This is a genomic window from Ekhidna sp., assembly GCF_965221965.1.
GTDB lineage: Bacteria > Bacteroidota > Bacteroidia > Cytophagales > Cyclobacteriaceae > Ekhidna.
In genome coordinates this window covers 1,214,477-1,232,181 of sequence record NZ_OZ244926.1, presented here as the reverse complement: position 1 = coordinate 1,232,181, position 17,705 = coordinate 1,214,477, and the positions used below count along the sequence as shown (strand labels likewise).

Genomic DNA, 17,705 nt, shown 5'->3' with positions numbered 1-17,705 from the left:
TTCTAACAAAACAATAAACCCCGCTCTTGCGGGGTTCTTTATGCTTAGTCGAAAAGACTTGTTTTTTCGGGATTAGTTGTGAATTGTGGTATGAAGATAGTGACTATATTCGGTGAAATAGATTCAATTTCGATCAATAGGTATTAGAATCTACTCATTAGGTTAATTACTCGATAAACGTAAAAATGAACAAACTTATAAAAGCCATAAATCAGATAATCCATTCATTGATGATGCAGCTAGCATTTCATCATTTCAAGAAAAATCTGGCATTACTGGCAGTTTGGTTCATTATTGTTGCTGCATTTACAGGGGGACTTGGCAAAGTTTACGGGATACATTATTTGTTCCTGGATCCGGAGTATTTAGGCAGGGTGGGCTTCTGGAGTTTTTACATTGTTGGTATTGCCTTTGGAAACCTGATTATGGCGTGGCATATCACTACCTATATTTTAGATGGTCACAGGTTCCGGTTTGTGGGAACCTTGCAGCGGCCATTCACTAAATTTTCTATTAATAATAGCCTTATTCCACTAATCACTCTCATCGTATATATCATATTTCTCATACGATTTCAGGTTGAAAACGGACTTGCGGAAACTACAGATATTCTTCTTTTTGTGATTGGTTTGATCTTGGGGATTGTCACCATGCACCTTTTAATGATCGTATATTTCCGATTCACAAATAAAGACATATTCATATACCTGGCCGGCTCGCTCGATAAGCGTCTGCGTAAGAGCGGACTTAGTCGTGATCGGGTCATGAAAAAAATTCAGGAGAACAAAGCTGACAGATACAATGTCACAAATTATCTGGATCTTAATTTGAAAGTAAGATCAACTGAACATATTGTCGATTTTGGTAACAAAGAAGCAATCATTCGTGTGTTTGATCAAAACCACTTCAACTCTGTAGTGGTGGAATTATGCATCATTGGAGTCATTTTGCTGCTCGGCTTTTTCATGAATATCGAGTTTCTTCAAATACCGGCAGCAGCAAGTTCACTCCTAATCTTTGCTATCGCTGTAATGCTTGTTGGTGCCATCAGCTATTGGTTCAAAGGATGGGGATTGACTTTTGCCTTTGGGATATTTATGCTCGTTAATACCGGAGTGAAAACTGGTCTGGGTAAAGGTGTGAATCAGGCCACTGGTTTGAATTATGATACTGTAAAAACGGAATACACCATTGAAAATCTTGTCCGCATTCATTCGAAAGAACAGTACGTTCATGATCGGCTGCACATGTTGGAAACACTTGAAAAATGGAAGGCTAAATGGAAAAATCCAAAAGAACAGAAAATGGTATTCCTATGTGTGAGTGGTGGTGGCCAACGTGCAGCTCTATGGACCGTTAATTCACTATTAAAAGCTGATAGTGCCCTCAATGGTCAACTCATGGATCAAACCTTTCTGATCACGGGAGCTTCGGGTGGAGTAATTGGAGCAGCGTATTATCGAGAGGTTCAAAGACAAATTTCAAACATCGCCTTAAAGGCAGAGAGAAAAGAGCTAATCTCCAGGATTGGCAAAGACAACCTTAACCCTGTTATTTTCGGATTGCTAGTCAATGATCTTTTTTTCAAAATCAGGCAACACGAGTATGCCGGCAGAACATACAGTGTAGATCGGGGGTTTGTGTTTGAACAAAATTTGAACAAAAACCTTGGACAGACTCTTGACAAACAAATAAGTGACTATCAACTGGCTGAGGCAAATGCAGAAACCCCGACATTGATTATGTCTCCTACTATTGCCAATGATGGTAGAAAACTTTACATCTCATCACAACCCATCTCTTATATGGGTGTATCTTCTTCGGTATTGGATGGAAATGAAGCAAACATTCGTGGAGTTGATTTTCAAGCACTATTTAGACATAACGAGCCCGAAAACCTAAGTTTTCTTACTGCACTCAGGATGTCCGCCAGCTTTCCTTACATCACCCCAAACATCAGTCTTCCTGCCGACCCACGTGTAGAAATTATGGATGCAGGGATTTCCGATAATTTTGGTGTTTCAGATGCTATCAGGTTTGTGAATGTATTCAAAGACTGGATAACAGAGAATACCGGAGGTGTGGTATTCCTTGTTGTGAGAGATACGAAATCAAATGCACCAATAGAAAAAAGACCAAACCCCTCAGTAATAGATCGTTTGACATATCCAATAGCTAGTGTATATAATAACCTCACTAACATGCAGGATATCAACAACGATTTTCGCCTGGAACAAATGAAGCTATGGTTTGAGGGAGAAATGGATGTTGTAGAAATAGCTTATGATTCGTTCGAAAAAGACAAACAGGTTTCGGATGTGGAACGAGCCTCTCTTAGTTGGCATCTAACCGCCAAAGAAAAGCAACATATTATCAACAACATCAATATTGAAAGCAATAAAAAAGCGATCAGGAAATTACAGGATCTGCTTAAAAGCTCATCAAATCCTTAAATCTTGAAGTTTGGCGTCTACTCACCTCCACTTCAGTTCCATCTTTTAGATATAGTCTGATGGTTCCACTAAACCATGGCTCGATCTTGTCAATCCATTTCATATTTACAATCTGCTGACGGTTGGCTCTGAAAAAAACCTTTGGATCAAGCCTGCTCTCCATGTATTGGAGTGTTTTAGGAATCATCGGCTTGTGTTCATCGAAATAAATGCGCGTATAATTGTCCCAAATTTCAAACAATCGAACATCTCTCAAAGTCACGAACCAACACTTCTCACCGTCCTTTACAAACACCTGACTATTCACGTTCAGCACATCCTTCGGTTCGTCGAGCTTTTCCAGGTTTTCCCTCACTCGTTGAAGTGCAAGAGCTAAACGATCATCTGTAACAGGTTTTTTTAGATAATCCAGCGCATTATAGTCAAACGCCTTAATAGCATATTCACTGTACGCTGTTGTGAAAACAATTTGCGGTACCTCATCCAACATCTCCAGCAATTCAAACCCATTTTTGTCCGGCATCTGAATATCCAGAAATACAAGATCAGGCTTTAACTCCTCTATTTTCTTTTTAGCCTCATCTGCATTCTCAGCCTCCTCAATTATTTCTACATCTTTATAATTTTTCAACAAAAACTGGAGTTCCTGCCGAGCCAACCTGGTATCATCTACAATTATCGCTTTCATTTTTCTATTGGTAGTTTAAGTCTGGACCGAACCATGTTTCCCTGTTCAAATAACTCAAGATCCGGCTCATTATCAAATAGTATCCGAACTCTTTCAGTGGCATTTCTTAAGCCAATTCCATTGCCTAAGTTCTTCTTGAGTTTTCCTGTGTTACTTACTTCAAGAACCAGATCATCACCCTCCTGATCAATTGAAATCAGAATATCCCCGCCATTTTTTACCTGTGAAATGCCATGTTTGATCGCATTTTCAGCCATTAACTGAATCAGCATTGGAGGGATTTTGCAACGACTCAAATCCTTGTTGGGAAGGATTTCATAGTGGAGCCGGTTTTCATAGTGGATGCTCTCCAACTCAAGGTATTTATTTACAATTTCAAGCTCCTCCTCTACGGTTACTTTCTCATTATCATTGAATTGGATACTGTACCTTAGGAGCTCGGATAGATGCGATACCATATCACGGGCTTTCATATGATCCTCCAGAATGAGTGCACGAATATTATTTAGTGCATTGAATAAGAAGTGGGGGTTGATCTGAGCTTTTAAAGCAATCAGCTCAGCGTCTTTTACGGCCGTCTGAAGTTGCCACTTTTCCACTTCTTCTTTCTTGTAATTTCTAAAAAAATAGATGATCAGATAGACGGCTGTCCACAAGCAGAAATAAACAAACGTCTGAAATGAGAAAAGTAAAAAAACCGTCGGACTTATTTTGTCTAATGGAATAATGTCAGTCGTCAAAATGGTGTAACCAACCGTGATGCCATTTGCTAATAAAGCCAGAATGACCAACGCTGGTAATAGCCTGACTATCAATTTCTTAATTTTCAACTTCAGCCAGCCTTCCAGCTTCATTTTATATCGAAGTAAATGAGTGGAAAGAAGCATTACCACGGCACTGAAAAACTGGGCTAAAATCACCCAGACATCTACATTTTCATAGAAAAGAAGAGCGATGATCACTCCAATCATTCCGTACATAAACCAACCGATTGATTGGAAAAGCCAATATGATGTATTTCTGGTCATCTATCAGATTTGGTAATGCAAATAAAGCAGCCTTTCTATTCCTTCACGAAAGCTTTGAAGCGAATGGTCATAAGCCACAGATGAATGGAAATAAAAAGGCCCATCCATCATATGATGAATGGGCCGGTTTTGAGAACTTAATTTTCTTAAAGAAATTTCTCTACCGGAGTGTAAGGCATGTCAAAAGCATCTGCCACACCTTTATATACAACCTCTCCGTTAATCACATTCAATCCAAGCTTTAATTCCTCATTATCGTTACACGCTTGTTTCCAGCCCTTGTTCGCCAATTGAATAGCATAAGGCAAAGTAGCATTGGTTAGAGCCAACGTTGATGTGTAAGGAACAGCACCAGGCATATTAGCCACACAGTAGTGCACAACATCGTCGATAATGAAAGTCGGGTCCTGGTGTGTAGTTGGTTTACACGTCTCAATACAACCACCCTGGTCTACAGCTACGTCCACCAGGACAGTCCCCGGCTGCATTTCTTTCAGCATGTCTTTAGTAATCAAATGAGGTGCTTTAGCTCCCGGAATCAGAACCGCTCCAATGATAAGGTCGTGAGTTGAAATCAACTCTCTGATGTTGTATTCGCTACTCATGAATGTATTCACATTGGCTGGCATCACATCATCTAAATATCTTAGACGCTGCAAGTTCAAATCCAGGATGGTTACATCTGCTCCCATTCCTGCAGCCATTTTGGCGGCATTGGTACCAACGACACCCCCACCTAAAATCATCACTTTAGCAGGACGAACACCAGGAACACCGCCAAGAAGAATTCCTCTTCCCTTAAGCGGTTTTTCCAAATATTTTGCTCCTTCCTGCACTGCCATTCTTCCGGCTACCTCAGACATTGGGATCAATAGAGGAAGTGATCGATCTGCCTTTTCTACGGTTTCATATGCCAGACATACAGCCCCACTCTCAATCATTGCTTTAGTCAGGGGTTCATAAGAAGCAAAGTGGAAGTAGGTAAAAATGAGCTGATCCTTCTTACAAAGCTTATATTCAGGTTCAATCGGTTCTTTCACCTTCATGATCATCTCAGCTATTTCATAAATTTCCTCGATGGTTGGAAGAATTTTAGCTCCTGCCTCTATGTATTGCTCATCTGTGAATCCACTTCCATTGCCTGCAGTCGACTGGATGTAAACCTCGTGACCTCTTTTGGTAAACTCGACCACACCTGAAGGGTCTACAGCCACCCTGTTTTCATTGTTTTTAATCTCTTTTGGGACGCCTATTATCATGGTATTAATTGTTATGGAATAGCAAATATAGGAACTGCAACCAAGAGAGAAACCACCATTATGAAATACGAAAGAAGCAGAGATAAAAATATGATTTTATCGATATTAAATTATTAAAAATTAAATTAAACAGAATTTTATTCTTAATAAAGACAAACAAAATACCACTACTATAGTTTTATATGGTATTTTAATCTTTTATAAGTGCGTAATTTTTCGTACTTTTGAAAGTGGCAAATTGTATAAGTTCTTAAACATTCATCATTATGAGCGAGGCGAAAAACAAAACCAAAGTACCGGTATCAAAGAAGGAAATTCTAAATGATTATAAACTAGCCGTAGAAAGCAGGGAAGCAAGCCTGATTGGGCGAAAGGAAGTTTTCATGGGAAAGGCCAAGTTTGGAATCTTCGGAGATGGTAAAGAGGTGCCTCAAATCGCGATGGCCAAGTACTTTCAAAATGGGGACTGGAGATCTGGTTATTATCGCGATCAAACGTTTATGATGGCCATTGGCCAGCTCAATACACAGCAGTTTTTCGCACAATTATATGCTCACACGGATGTAGAAGCTGATCCTGCGTCAGCCGGAAGAATGATGAATGGACACTTCGCCACCCGTTATCTAAATGATAAAGGTGAATGGCTAACTCAAACCGATAAAAAGAACAGCAGTGCAGATATCTCCCCTACTGCCGGTCAAATGCCGAGATTGCTTGGTCTCGCATATGCATCCAAGCTTTATAGAGGAAACAAAGACTTGAGTGAGTTTGAGGATTTTTCCATAAAAGGAAATGAGGTGGCATTTGGAACCATCGGAAACGCATCCACCTCAGAAGGTCACTTTTGGGAAACGATGAATGCTGCAGGCGTATTACAGGTGCCAATGGTATTGTCTGTTTGGGATGATGAGTACGGCATTTCTGTTCCTCAGAAATATCACACAATCAAAGAAAATATCTCTGACGCCTTGATTGGTTTTCAAAGCACGAAAGACAAGCCCGGGTTTGAAATATTTAAGGTAAAAGCCTGGGACTACCCTGCCCTATTAGATACCTATAGAAAAGCGGTGGAGGTCTCCAGAAAAAAACACGTCCCTTGTTTGATTCATGTAATAGAGGTAACACAACCGCAAGGTCACTCTACATCAGGATCTCATGAGAGATATAAATCCAAAGACAGACTGAACTGGGAAAAGGAACATGACTGCATTTTGAAGATGCGGGAATGGATAGAGAGTGAAAATCTAGCAAGTTCAGAAGAGCTTGATGCTCTTGAAAAAGAAGCAAAACAAGCTGCAAAACAAGCCAAAGATCTGGCATGGAAAGCTTACAGCCAGGACATCAAAATAGACGTAGAGGAAGCCTTAAATCTTATAGATAAGGCTGGCATCTCATCTTCTAAAAAAGAGGAGATTTCCAAAACAGCTAATGAATTAAGAAAAGAGCTTAATCCTGAGAAGTCCAATATTGTCCGAGCGACTAAGCAAACACTTCGACTCCTCAAGAATGAAAGTTCAAATGAAAAACAAACACTAGTCAATTGGCTTAACGAGAAGTCTGAATTATACTCCAAACAGTTTAACTCCAAGCTTTACAGTCAATCGGCAGATTCAGCTTTGAATATAGAGACCATTCCTGCAGAGTACTCAGAGTCAAGTGAGCTGGTCGATGGGCGAGAGGTACTGAACGCCTGCTTTGATAATCTTCTTAAAAACGACCCTAGAATATTCGCTTTCGGTGAGGACGTGGGTAAAATCGGTGATGTAAATCAAGGTTTTGCAGGACTTCAGGAGAAATATGGAGAGCTGAAAGTCACTGACACTGGAATTCGCGAAACAACAATCATAGGTCAGGGAATTGGTGCTGCGATCAGAGGATTAAGACCAATAGCAGAAATTCAGTACCTGGATTATTTACTTTATGCAATTCAAACTTTATCTGATGATTTAGCTACACTTCAGTACCGAACCTATGGTGGCCAAAAAGCACCACTTATCATCAGAACGAGGGGTCACCGATTAGAAGGTGTATGGCATTCAGGCTCTCCGATGGGTATGATCTTAAATTCACTCAGAGGTATGTATGTCTTGACGCCAAGAAACATGACACAAGCTGCAGGATTCTACAATACATTGTTACAGTCTGATGACCCTGCACTTATCATCGAATCGCTTAATGGTTACAGGCTGAAGGAACGAGTACCAAGTAATTTAGCCGACTTCAAACTCGCACTTGGCGAACCAGAAGTTCTTAGAGAAGGAACTGATGTAACGATCGTTACTTATGGTTCTACTTGCCGAATTGTCTTGGAAGCAGCTAACCAACTTGCGGAGGAAGGCATTGATGTTGAGGTGATAGATGCACAATCCCTGATTCCATTTGATCGACCTCAGATGATTGTTAAGTCATTAGAAAAAACGAATCGACTGGTAGTTGTAGATGAAGATGTTGAAGGTGGCGCGTCTGCATTCATTCTTCAACAAATCCTGGAGAGGGACAATGGCTATTTCCATTTAGATTCAAAACCAACAACTATCAGTGGGAAGAATCACAGGCCAGCTTATGGTAGCGACGGGGATTACTTTTCTAAACCAAACATAGAAGAGGTATTTGATAGAATATACGCATTGATGTCAGAGGCTAATCCTAAAAAGCATCCGGGACTTTATTGAGTGATAGTGACGTCTTCCAAGAAAAAATATCCTGTACTAACCGTATTACTTTGATTAAGATCCTGATCAATTATATAAAATTCCAACTTAATAGGGTTTAGTCCAAGAACAATTCTAAACGCATTGGATTTCATTCCATAGCTAATTACCCCCTCATTACCATCCGGGTCAAAAACAGGAATTCGTGCATTAAAAGGATCTGTGCACGCATTGAGCTTTTGCTCAAAGTCAATTAATTGCTCATCTCCATTTGGCAATTGTTCATAAAACTTAATTATAAAATTATAATAAGTATCATTTGGTAAAATGAATCCACGAAAAGTTTCACTACTCAATTCATCCAAATCGGGACCTATTTCTTTTGGAGAAAAGAAAGTAAAATCTAAATAATTATCACATTCTGAAGCGCCATCTCTAGGGTCATTTTCTCCGATACGTTTAAAATTTCCTACAATCTGAAATTCATTTACTATAACACTTCTCGTTTGATTAGGTCCATCCCTTAACGTTACCAACCTTGGCAGGAAACTAATTGGAGCAGTTATATACGGAGGATTATATGCACTAGTATCTAACAACAATGAAGTATCTCCATCTAAAACGGCATCAGCAAAATGAAATGGGGGTCCAATATCAGTATCTGGATCAAGCCCAATATTCCCATTCCCATCCTTAAAAGTAAAGGTCACTACAAGTGAATCTTGATCCAGTTCTTTATCATAAAATACAACATCTTCAAAAGTGATGCTTGGAGTATCCGGAAAAACATCCTTTTCGAAGCACCCTGTAAGTGCCAATACCGAAATAAACCAAATACTTTTGAGGAGTCTTTTCATACGGATAATAACAAAATTAATCTACAATGCCCCTAATTGAACAAACCTATGAGTTTTGTTGATGAATTCAGACATAAGATTTACGAAATAAACGAAGAAACATTTCTTGATAGTTCACTAGCTGCCTTTGAATATCAATATTCTCAATGCACTATTTATCAAAGCTTCTGCAACTATCTAAACAAAACACCAAAAAATGTTAAACGTTTAACTGATATCCCTTTTCTACCTATCGAGTTCTTCAAAAATCATGCTATAAAGAGTGGAAATTGGGATGCATCAAAAATTTTCAAAAGTAGCGGTACAACTTCCTCAGGCAGAAGTCAACATTTCATTAGAGATGTAAATCATTATCATCAATCTGCTAAATATCATTTTGAGCAATCCTTTGGACCATTGGAGGATTTTCAAATCATTGCAATACTTCCATCATACCAAGAGCAAGGCGACTCGTCATTGATTAGCATGGTGGATTATTTCATTCAGTTCGCAAAGCCAGGATCTGACTATTTCTTAGAAGAAGAGATTGATGACATCCTAAACACCGATTACCATAAGCTAATTATTGGGGTGTCCTATGCACTTCTTGATATGGCAGAATTAAAACCACCAATTAAGAATTCGATAATTATGGAAACGGGTGGTATGAAGGGACGAAAGAAAGAAATGACCCGTGAAGAGCTGCACTCACGCTTGAAAAGAGGATTCTCTGTGGATCATATATGGTCTGAGTATGGAATGACTGAACTGCAGAGTCAAGGATATGGAAAAGGTGGTAGTTTTCATTTTCCCTCATGGGCAAAATGCATAATTAGGGACATCAATGACCCATTTAATTACCTACCCGAAGGTAAGACAGGAGGAATAAATATTATAGATCTGGCTAATATTGATACCTGTTGTTTTATTGAAACAAAAGACCTGGGACGTGTTGATGGTGAATTATTTGAAGTCCTTGGTCGTTTTGATAATAGTGATATTCGTGGATGTAACTTATTGATTTAGCGAAAAGAATGAAATATTTTAACCGAATCGCTGTTGTATACTTGATTATTTCTTCTATTTTTGAAGGGTTAGTAATTTAAAAATAGCTTGCTCATCGAATTAAACCGCTTATGAAATTGAAACTTACCATACTAGCAGTAATTATCCTGGCAATGAGTGCATGTACTCAGAGAACATGTCCTACTTACGCTCAGGAAGACACCAAGGAAGTTAAAACAGAGCAAGCTAACGCTTAAGCCTCAACATACTTCTTAACATCCCCCTTAGTAATCGTGTCTTGTGACATGATTACAAGTCTTTCGACGACATTTCTCAACTCCCTAATATTCCCAGTCCAATCATATTGTTCTAATTGATTGATGGCTTCTTTGTCTATTGCTTTCTTGGCTGTGCCGTAATCTTCCGCTACTTGATCAAGAAAATAGTCTGTAAGTTGACCAATATCTTCTTTACGCTCCCGCAATGGTGGGACAGTGATTACCATGACACTTAGCCTGTGATAGAGATCTTCACGAAAATTCCCTTCCTCAATTTCCTTTTTTAGATTTTTATTGGTTGCTGCCAACACCCTTACATCCACATTTATTGTTTTATCTCCTCCCACACGCGAAATCTTTTTATCCTGTAGTGCCCTCAACACTTTCGCTTGTGCAGAAAGACTCATGTCTCCTATTTCGTCAAGAAAAAGAGTGCCACCGTGGGCTTGCTCAAATTTTCCAATGCGCTGTTTATGCGCAGATGTGAACGATCCTTTTTCATGACCAAACAACTCACTTTCAATTAGTTCTGAAGGAATAGCAGCACAGTTTACTTCTATTAACGGAGCTTTTGAGCGTCCGCTTTTCTCATGAAGCCATCTGGCCACTAGTTCTTTACCTGTTCCGTTTTCTCCGGTAATCAGCACTCTGGCCTCAGTAGGTGCGACTTTTTCAATCGTCTCCTTTACCTCAGCTATTCCTTTAGATTCACCGATGATTTCCAGCCCCTTGCTTACCTTCTTGCGTAGCACTTTTGTTTCTGTCGTGAGCTTTGAGCTTTCAAGCGCATTTCGCACAGTAAGTAATATTCGATTCAGATCAGGTGGTTTCTGAATGAAATCGTAAGCTCCTTTCTTTGTAGCTTCAACAGCTGTATCTATAGTTCCATGTGCTGATATCATCACAAATGGAACATCAACTCCCTCACTTGAAGCCTTACTCAGAAGCTCCATCCCATCCATTTTAGGCATTTTGATGTCGCATAAAACAAGATCAATTTTTTCGTCTTCCAACTTTGCCCAGCCGCTTTCTCCATCTTCAGCTGTGATCACTTCATATTTTTCTTCGGAAAGTATATCAGAAAGAGCGTCTCTAATACTCTTTTCATCATCTACAACAAGGATTTTAGCCATTTTTTAGTATTTGAAGCTACAATAAACAAAAAGCAAGCCAGTAAGCCGGGTTCTGTTCTATCCCATCATTTATCTAGCCTTATTGTCACCAACAAGATCTATCAACCTACCCAATTCTACTTGAGCGAGCAACTCTCAGGCGTAGAACCTATTTGGTCTTTCAGCGCGTGAGGTTTACCATGCGGTCAATGTCACCATTAACCCGGTGAGCTCTTACCTCACCTTTTCACCTTTTCCCATCAAAGATGGGTAGTTTGTTTTCTGTGGCACTTTCTCTATCCCGCCATCGGCGAGACGCTTCCGCTTAAGAAGCACGCTGCTCTATGCTGCCCGGACTTTCCTTTTCCCACCATGTGGTGGGAAACGATGGATCGGCTTGCGTTGCAAAAATATCAATGAATATCCTTACCAGTAATTTTTAATTCCCAATCGTCTGCATGCTGCGCAATTTCCTGGATCATCTCTTTAACCATATCCTCCTTTAAGTTCACTAGAAAATTGATCGACTCGACCTTAAGGAAGCCATCTTCAATAATGAACTTGGTGTAAGGATAATCTCTGGAGGCAGTGAGTAAATCATTGTATGGAATATTATATGACGCTAACTCACAAACTTTTGACCGTAAATGAACCACATCTCTTTTGTAGTCAGGGTGTTCCATTATATGACCGGTGACCGTCTGGAAGCGGCCTCTTTTTAAGGGGACAATAATAACGGATTGAGTATCATCATATTCGCGGAATTCACCACCGATTTCTTTGGCGTAGTTCTGACTAAATTTTCTGTAATTCATGGTGCTTAGGATTTATCTTTTTAAAAGTTAACCATTCCTGACGAATATCTCCATAGCACGAACTGTAAAACTACCTGGTAGAGTCTTGCTCATCTTGTGATGATTCCTCCTTATTCTCTTCAGTTTCCTCCTCTCGTCTTATTAGTGCTTCGTTGCGTTTTAATGTTAAGAGTTCTGTGAGATCGTTGAATGAATGAACAAACCGTAAACTAATGCCTGTCTCTTGGTTTTGCTGGTTATCATTAATTTGAATTCGTTGATCCGTATTTCTGAAAACCTTAGCTCTGAGTCTACCATCCTTGGTCAGACTATATTCTACTGACCAATCTCCCACAATATCATTGATTACATTATCATTTTGATCGTTCTGATTTCCAAAATCCCCGCCCCGGGTTACTTTCATTCGTCCATTTAGGAAAGTATAGGCAAAGCGTAACTGAAAAGTGTTAAACGCATCGCTATTGAGATCTGCAAGGTTTACTTCAACTTCGAGATTTTCGTCTATCTGACTGACTAAATAACTGACCTGGCTCGAAAGAAACTCACTCACACTATTTCCTACACTACCACCACCACTTAGAGTAAAGCTTTGACGCGGAGAAAACCGCTTAAGGAAAAGTAAACTGATTACTTGTCGCTTCAACTCCTGTTCGTCACTGGTTATTTGTGAAAGCAACGGTATATTTTCCTGAGTTGCGTCAGATTCATTCTGCAGTTCCAGATCAAATTCAATGTTTGGCGAAAGCATTCCCCCGTCTAACCTAAGAACAACCAATACCGGAACTTTCTGAGAAAGCAAATTCGGATCCTGGTCTACCGGATTCTTTAAACTCTCGAACGATGCTCTTTGCAAGTAGGTCGCATCTAAATCCAATGTGGCGTTATAAGGGTCTCCATACCAGGTTATCCTGCTCCCAGGAACCACATCAAATTCTTTGCTTATAAAATTAGGTACAGTGAAATTGTAGGCACCCTCTGTGATTTCCAGAGGGCCAAACATACTAAACTCTCCGTCGGTATCTAACCTGAGCTTTAAGTTACCTCTACCCCTACCTCTTATGATATCTCCCGTTTTGATATCAAAAATCAATTCGCAATAAGCATCGGGCGTTACATCAATATCGAAATCCAGGGTGAGACCTGAGATATTAAAATCTTCCTCAGCCACCACCTTCGTCGTATCTTTAAAATCCACAAAGGATATATATTCTTCCTGACTTACATTGGTTCCTTCTGAAACAGGAACAAAAAACCTGGTATCAGGCTCTGTCTCGATTTTAGCAGCTATATTCAAATCGTTAAGTGGCCCTCTAACCTCAATCCTACCCGTTCCATAAGCAGAGCCATAATACAAATTATTATCAATGGAAGTAGTGTTTAAAAACTCAAAGTTGGCGGCATTAATATCGATGTGTGTAACTAGTCTTCTAAATGAACTGTGAGAGATATAACCTTCAACCAATGCATCAGAACCCCTTCTATCCACCAAGTGGAAATTTATCAATTTGATTCGACTAGGATCAAAATCAATTCGACCATCAAACGTGTAATGTGTATTGAGGTATTTGATGGTTACTCCTCCATTCTGAATATTGCAACTACCAACTACTTTGGGATTAGAGATACTTCCAGTCACTTTCAGTGAACCACTTGCATTTCCAGCTATTTCATCAAAATTCTCTTGAAGAAAAGGCTCTCCCATCTTCAGCTCCGCCGCATCAAACTTGACATCAAAATCAAGTTGGTTAGATTCTTTAGTAGGGTAATAATAGCCCTCTACCTGTATGGCATTTACATTTTGTCTCTCTACATCTACTTTTGTAAAAACACTGCTTGTTGAGGGATTCCATTGAGAAGATCCACTTACATCACCTACTTCAAGTGTTCCGTATTGAAGATTCTTTAACAGAAATCCCCCATCAAATTTGAATGGTTCATTGCTATTTTGACGAAAGATTCGAAAGTTTCCATTCAGATATCCACCCACCTCTTCCTCAGAAAAGAGGCTTGCCTTATTCATATTCAAATCTTCAGTGAGAATCTCAATTGAGGTAGGAATAGAATCCGCTATAATACCCTGAACAGCAATAGACTCACTTGAATCATAGATTTCTAAATTCGAAATAGTGGTTTCATTTTTTTTGATTACCACTTGATTGGTTGGGTTGAAGGTCCAGTTGTCATCCAAAAGTTTAATTTTCGAGGGGAGCATTTTCAGAATTAGGGAATCCTTATAAAGCTTGATACTACTCTCCAGACGAATAGCACTCTCCGTTACTGGTTGGCTAATCAATGTCGTAAGGTCAATGTTATTATCGTACCAAACTCCTTCAAGAAGTAGATCATTCGTATTTGGCATTCCAGCTATCAACTGCTCTTTTGACTTGAAGAGAAAACTGGTCAGAATACCCGATGCGTCCAGTTCTTTTGACCCATTGAGTTCGAGGATTGGATGATGAAACACATTCTCACCAACATAGAATGTATCAGACTCAACATATAGCGAAATATTTACATTCTTGCTTTGCCTGAAGGATGACTCTATTATCGTTTTACCTCGTAACGATACTGGCAAACGAAGTGAATCCAGGTAACTGGAAATATCATTAATCGAGGCATTTAGGATTAGCTTATAGTCATTACCACTTACCGTTTGGTTAGAAATGGTATCTTTTGTGAGTTGTAATTTCTCAGCGTATTTGGAAGCCATAATTGGAACATCATTAATAACATCTGAGAACTTAAATTTTCCTTTTAATGTGGACTGAAAACCAGGGAAAGCAACCTTAACCAACCGAGTGCTATCTTCCTCGTAATCCGCATTAATCCGTATTGAATCAAGCAATACTTGTCTGTCATTGAAGGAGAACAAACCTGAATCCACCTTTAGCTTTCCAACAAAATTGTCTACGTCCAGATCTATTAGGTCCAATTGAATATGCCCGTAGGAGGAGATATTTTTAGATGTAAGATTTAGTTCTTTAGCATTGAAAGTTTTTACATGCATATCAAGATCTAAAACTTCTGGATCTTCCCTGAAATCTATCTGAGCCTCTCCTGTTAGCTTACAATTGGGATCGTTGATACCAAAAATTCCCTCAAAATAATTTTTAGCAAACTTCCCATCTGCTTTTATTGTATCATAAACATATCCTTTCAAGCCGCTTTGATACACAAGGGCCTTTAGTTGGAAGTCTGCATTATCAGGTTTTATTCCCCTACCATTAATGGATGCTTTTAGGTTTACCTTTTGAAATAGATCATTCTTAAAAAAGACACCAACATTCACATCCCTAAACTCTAAATTCCCATCATAGGACATCTGACTGGCATCTTTTGGAATCTTCAGATTTATATCGGTATGCACAGAACCCTGATTGGTTACAAAATCACCACGAGCAACAAAATCCTTTAGAAAACCAGCAAAGCTTCCGGTGAAATCAATTTTACCCATCTGCTCAAGGTTATCAGCATATTTCCCAATGTATGGTCGCAAATCATTGGGTAAAACATGCGAATCAGTTAGGTCAGCCAAAATAAATGTTTGAGACAAATCAGGAAGTCCAAAACAACTAACCCCTCCTACGAAATAGGAATTCCCATAACCAAAGCGAGTTTCCTCAATATTAAAATCCCCAACAGTACCCCAAATAATACCGTCTATAGTTATATCTGATTTTATCTGATCCTGTCCGGTAACAGTCTTGAAATCACTCTTCGATATCTTTGAATCTTTGAAGTGAAGGATAAAGGACACACTATCCACGAAACTCCCAAAATCATCCAATCCATTGTAAAAAAATTCCAGACTGTCAGAGATATGACTGGTAGGTGTTCTGAATTCCAGGTCATCTACACTAAGTGCATGATTACTGAACTTAAACTGAGTGGACAAATTTGAAATCGTGAAGTTAGAGTGCTTCTCCATTCCATTCATCTGAAAAATATTACCAGAAATAGTATCTGACTCGATGGCCAACTCACCGACTCCAAAATCGGGAATATCAAAATTAAGATTGGCAAAATCTAGTTTTTCCGGACTTGGAGCTTTAGTCTTATCCGTCAAACTCAACTTTAAATTAGAAAGTAAAACCTGATCAATATATATCGGCTTAGATTCCTTTTTTACAGTGTCCTTTTTGAGCGCTTCTATAAACTGTGAAAGATTAAGTTTACTGCTACTATCATACTTCATCAGTTTAAGTCGGATTTCTTGTGACTCGACCTCCTCAACATTCAGATAATCTCCATTAACCAAATCCCATAGACGATAATTTACTGTGAGCTCTCCTGAGTAAAGTAATGTGTCATTTTTCAAATCCCGTATCAGAATATCCTGCAGACTGGCACGATCCAGCCATGAGACTTTAACCCGATTTAATGAAATCTCATGGTTGGTTTTTTTTGAAACTCCCTCGAGTACTTTTTGAGCGAGAAATGTTTGCACCGGACGAAGCTGAAGTAAGAGCATCACCAGAAGTAAAAACATCAACGAATAGAAGAAAACCCCGGAAAAAATCTTCCAGAGCACCTTGCGAACTTGCGTTATCGTTATCTTGGCCTTCAAAAAAAGCGGTGGCGGTTATTCTTGGTATAGAGTCTTCTTGTGACGAAACTTCAGCATCTGTCTGTATCAACGGCAAAGTAATCAATAATGAAATTGCAAGCCAAGCGATTCATGAGCAGTACGGAGGTGTAGTGCCCGAACTTGCCTCGCGAGAACATCAAAGAAATATCGTGCCAGTTGTTGATCATGTACTCACTCACGCTGGTATAAACGTAAAAGATCTCGATGGGATTGCTTACACACAGGGTCCCGGACTTCTTGGTGCATTATTAATAGGATCGAGCTTTGCTAAATCAATGGCTGCATCACTCAATATTCCATTGATTCCTGTTCATCACATGAAAGCACATGTTCTGGCGCATTTCATTGACGAACCCAGGCCAGAGTACCCATTCATATGCCTGACTGTTAGCGGCGGACATACGCAAATACTTCGCGTCAATAGTGCGACTGACATGGTGATTCTTGGACAGACTCAGGATGATGCAGTTGGTGAGGCATTTGACAAAGCAGCTAAACTACTTGGCCTGCCCTATCCCGGTGGCCCAATGATCGACAAACTAGCTAAAGATGGAAACCCAGATTCATTTCAATTTGCCAAATCAGAAATGCCTGATCTGGATTATTCGTTTAGTGGGATCAAAACCTCCATTCTTTACTTTCTGAGGAAAGAGGTTCAGCGTGACGAAGATTTTGTTGAGAAAAACCTAAACGACCTGGCTGCAAGCATTCAGCATACACTCATTTCGATGCTTATGAATAAGCTCGTGAAAGCAGCAAAACAGACCGGTATTAACCAGATTGCAATCGCCGGAGGAGTATCAGCCAATAGTGGATTGAGACAGGCTTTGGAACAAGAAGCAAAGAAAAGAGGTTGGATGATATTCATCCCGGACTTCCAGTATTGCACTGATAATGCAGGTATGATTGCTATTAGTGGTCACCTCTTATTCGAGCATGGTTCTTTTGGGAAGCTTACTGACAGTCCATTACCACGTATGCCATTTTGATTA

12 protein-coding genes and 1 other RNA gene are annotated in these 17,705 nt (G+C 39.5%); 5 read left to right on the top strand and 8 right to left on the bottom strand.

The window, feature by feature from the left end:
• Positions 1 to 185 precede the first annotated feature (185 nt).
• On the top strand, positions 186 to 2,453 hold the full coding sequence (locus tag ACOQON_RS06100; protein WP_420578037.1) for a patatin-like phospholipase family protein: 2,268 nt from the start codon (positions 186 to 188) through the stop codon (positions 2,451 to 2,453).
• Here ACOQON_RS06100 and ACOQON_RS06095 read toward each other — a convergent pair.
• The 3 genes from ACOQON_RS06095 to ald all read right to left on the bottom strand — a co-directional run bounded on the left by ACOQON_RS06095 (position 2,431) and on the right by ald (position 5,428).
• Entirely contained in the window at positions 2,431 to 3,141 is a 711-nt protein-coding gene (locus tag ACOQON_RS06095) for a LytR/AlgR family response regulator transcription factor (protein WP_420578036.1), read from the bottom strand. The two genes, ACOQON_RS06100 and ACOQON_RS06095, sit on opposite strands and share 23 nt — an antisense overlap.
• Positions 3,138 to 4,169: a sensor histidine kinase gene (locus tag ACOQON_RS06090; protein ID WP_420578035.1), complete on the bottom strand. Its 1,032-nt coding sequence runs from the start codon at positions 4,167 to 4,169 to the stop codon at positions 3,138 to 3,140. Before ACOQON_RS06090 ends, ACOQON_RS06095 begins: the two co-directional genes overlap by 4 nt.
• 146 nt (positions 4,170 to 4,315) lie before the next feature.
• A complete protein-coding gene (ald, locus tag ACOQON_RS06085) occupies positions 4,316 to 5,428 on the bottom strand; it encodes an alanine dehydrogenase (protein WP_420578034.1) in 1,113 nt (370 codons plus the stop codon).
• Between the two features lie 266 nt (positions 5,429 to 5,694).
• Here ald and ACOQON_RS06080 point away from each other — a divergent pair, with 266 nt between their 5' ends.
• Positions 5,695 to 8,100 (top strand): thiamine pyrophosphate-dependent enzyme, encoded by a 2,406-nt coding sequence (locus ACOQON_RS06080; RefSeq protein WP_420578033.1) that lies wholly within the window; start codon positions 5,695 to 5,697, stop codon positions 8,098 to 8,100.
• Here ACOQON_RS06080 and ACOQON_RS06075 read toward each other — a convergent pair.
• On the bottom strand, positions 8,094 to 8,936 hold the full coding sequence (locus tag ACOQON_RS06075) for a hypothetical protein (RefSeq protein ID WP_420578032.1): 843 nt from the start codon (positions 8,934 to 8,936) through the stop codon (positions 8,094 to 8,096). The two genes, ACOQON_RS06080 and ACOQON_RS06075, sit on opposite strands and share 7 nt — an antisense overlap.
• Before the next feature lie 48 nt (positions 8,937 to 8,984).
• Here ACOQON_RS06075 and ACOQON_RS06070 point away from each other — a divergent pair, with 48 nt between their 5' ends.
• Both ACOQON_RS06070 and ACOQON_RS06065 read left to right on the top strand, forming a co-directional pair.
• Positions 8,985 to 9,941, top strand: a complete 957-nt coding sequence (locus tag ACOQON_RS06070; protein ID WP_420578031.1) for an acyl transferase — start codon at positions 8,985 to 8,987, stop codon at positions 9,939 to 9,941.
• A gap of 110 nt (positions 9,942 to 10,051) precedes the next feature.
• A complete protein-coding gene (locus ACOQON_RS06065) occupies positions 10,052 to 10,177 on the top strand; it encodes a hypothetical protein (RefSeq protein WP_349567567.1) in 126 nt (41 codons plus the stop codon).
• Here the strand turns inward: ACOQON_RS06065 and ACOQON_RS06060 are convergent.
• The 4 genes from ACOQON_RS06060 to ACOQON_RS06045 all read right to left on the bottom strand — a co-directional run bounded on the left by ACOQON_RS06060 (position 10,174) and on the right by ACOQON_RS06045 (position 16,656).
• Entirely contained in the window at positions 10,174 to 11,331 is a 1,158-nt protein-coding gene (locus ACOQON_RS06060) for a sigma-54-dependent transcriptional regulator (protein WP_420578030.1), read from the bottom strand. The genes ACOQON_RS06065 and ACOQON_RS06060 overlap by 4 nt on opposite strands.
• A gap of 25 nt (positions 11,332 to 11,356) precedes the next feature.
• An RNA gene (rnpB, locus tag ACOQON_RS06055) (RNase P RNA component class A) lies at positions 11,357 to 11,714 on the bottom strand.
• A 9-nt stretch (positions 11,715 to 11,723) separates the two neighbouring features.
• A complete protein-coding gene (locus tag ACOQON_RS06050; RefSeq protein WP_420578029.1) occupies positions 11,724 to 12,125 on the bottom strand; it encodes a hypothetical protein in 402 nt (133 codons plus the stop codon).
• Between the two features lie 70 nt (positions 12,126 to 12,195).
• Complete coding sequence (locus tag ACOQON_RS06045; protein ID WP_420578028.1) at positions 12,196 to 16,656, bottom strand: translocation/assembly module TamB domain-containing protein; 4,461 nt, start codon at positions 16,654 to 16,656, stop codon at positions 12,196 to 12,198.
• Between the two features lie 44 nt (positions 16,657 to 16,700).
• On the opposite strand from ACOQON_RS06045, the gene tsaD reads away from it, so the two are divergent.
• Positions 16,701 to 17,702, top strand: coding sequence for a tRNA (adenosine(37)-N6)-threonylcarbamoyltransferase complex transferase subunit TsaD (tsaD, locus tag ACOQON_RS06040; protein WP_420578027.1), 1,002 nt, complete (start codon positions 16,701 to 16,703; stop codon positions 17,700 to 17,702).
• Positions 17,703 to 17,705: the final 3 nt, after the last annotated feature.